The sequence below is a fragment of the Westiellopsis prolifica IICB1 genome (genome assembly GCF_004323185.1).
GTDB lineage: Bacteria > Cyanobacteriota > Cyanobacteriia > Cyanobacteriales > Nostocaceae > Pelatocladus > Pelatocladus prolificus_A.
In genome coordinates this window covers 135,588-137,313 of sequence record NZ_NAPS01000005.1, presented here as the reverse complement: position 1 = coordinate 137,313, position 1,726 = coordinate 135,588, and the positions used below count along the sequence as shown (strand labels likewise).

Sequence of the window (1,726 nt, the reverse complement as noted above, 5' to 3'; positions counted from 1 at the left end):
TTTATACAGGATTTTGGCGATGGCTTTTACGTGTGCATCTAATTCTTTTTTCTCTTCTGGGGTCATTGGCCTTTCTACTAGGGATGGAACACAAGTCATTGTCTCTTGAAGGGGTGCTGATGTACAGTCCCCCCTTTTATTCGCGAGAAACAATCGCGAATATTTTCCCCTTCTCCCCATCTCTTTGCAAAATTGGGATGCTCCCGTCCAAATCCTCACTAAAAGGTTTGTCACATGTTTCACATTTAAATTGTCGTCTATTTATTTCCAAAAATACTTGTTGTTCTCCCCAAGGTAAATCTTTCACTATATGTCTACGATTTTGATGTAATCTATGGCTTTTTGTCCCGCAATGAGGACAAATACTTTCTTTATTAATTGGCTCTATTTGTAAAATTATTCCAATTCCTTGATGCTGGCGTTGTGAAATAACTTTTACCCCTGATAAATTGAGAAGCTCAGTTAGTACTTTTATTCCCTTTTTAGCAGTCATAGCTGGAAATTCATTCTACCTTTACTGCCAATCAAATATTAGTTAACAATAAATAGCCTTGAAAAGTCAACTCATACAAGGCTGGGAGCAATATTTTTATACAATTTTTGAAATACATTTATTTGATTTACTGTATTTTTAGCATACTGGATACTGAAGAACCAAATATTTTGTCTTACGGATTAAGAATAATTGGAAGTTAGAATTTGATGCCGTTACCGGACTAGTCAAAATTAGTTCATCAACAGACGCTCAATTTTATAGAGTTTTTTGTGATTTAGAAACCAAAGTAGAATTTCGGTTGGTTACTAATTTACCAATGGATGGAAATGCCGGAGTCACAGATGATGAAATCCGGGATATTTATCGTTTGAGGTGGGGAGTAAAACTGTACCATTAATTTATTCAAAATTACTTATCTTTTCATCAATTTTGAATTTTGAATTGTTAAAGTATTTACTACGCGATCGCTTGTGTTCTATCCCGTTATAAATACTTTTATGATTACTAGTTATTTTTCCTGAACTAGTTATTTTTTATGAGAATTCTTCCTCATTTATGTAACTAGTTATCTATCACAACTAATCATTATCGAGTTTGTTAGTCTTTTTTTATACATGTACTTTTATAAATTTTTTCTCTTTTTCAGCATTTGTCTTCCTCTATTGTCCTTTAGTCACATATTTCTTTACATTTGCGATTAACATTAATTAGAGCTTTGGCAGTAAATGATCACTGGATGATCGATCTGAATTAAAAATCACCTTGGTACAATAATTGCCAAATTCCTGCTATATCATTCAATCGTTGAAATCCGCGCCATAACGTCTGGATACCCGGATCTCCATCCCCTTTTCTTCCAAGAAAACCACCCAATCGAGCTATCCAACGTACACACTCACCTAAACTTGGAGCATCACTTGGAGGCTTGTTCGTTTTGTGAATCTTACAGTACAATGCTTGCCATTCGTGAGTTTCTAAAATTCCTTCGACTGTACGCTCTGGATTTCTACGTGCTTCATATGTTAGCCACAACAGTCGCCACGCTACGATCGCATATGTTGCTAAGGCCCGTTTTATTCGCTCACCATCCTCCAATTGCAATTGTTCTATCCGACATCCGCTTTTTAAACAATAGTCAGTAGATCACAAACTTTTCCCGAAAGGATGATCGCTGGTGAGATGCAGCACACTTTCAGGGAAAATACATAATAAAAAGTTATAGTTGACTAC

Annotated in this window: 3 pseudogenes; 1 reads left to right on the top strand and 2 read right to left on the bottom strand. The window is 35.5% G+C overall.

Going from position 1 to position 1,726, the window contains the following annotated elements:
• Window positions 1–205: 205 nt before the first annotated feature.
• Window positions 206–493: pseudogene (locus B4U84_RS28535) on the bottom strand (transposase family protein); the annotation flags it as partial.
• Window positions 494–656: 163 nt separating this feature from the next.
• Here B4U84_RS28535 and B4U84_RS28530 point away from each other — a divergent pair.
• A pseudogene (locus B4U84_RS28530) lies at window positions 657–884 on the top strand (IS4 family transposase); the annotation flags it as partial.
• 362 nt (window positions 885–1,246) lie between these two features.
• Here B4U84_RS28530 and B4U84_RS28525 read toward each other — a convergent pair.
• Window positions 1,247–1,630: pseudogene (locus B4U84_RS28525) on the bottom strand (IS4 family transposase); the annotation flags it as partial.
• Between the last annotated feature and the right edge of the window lie 96 nt (window positions 1,631–1,726).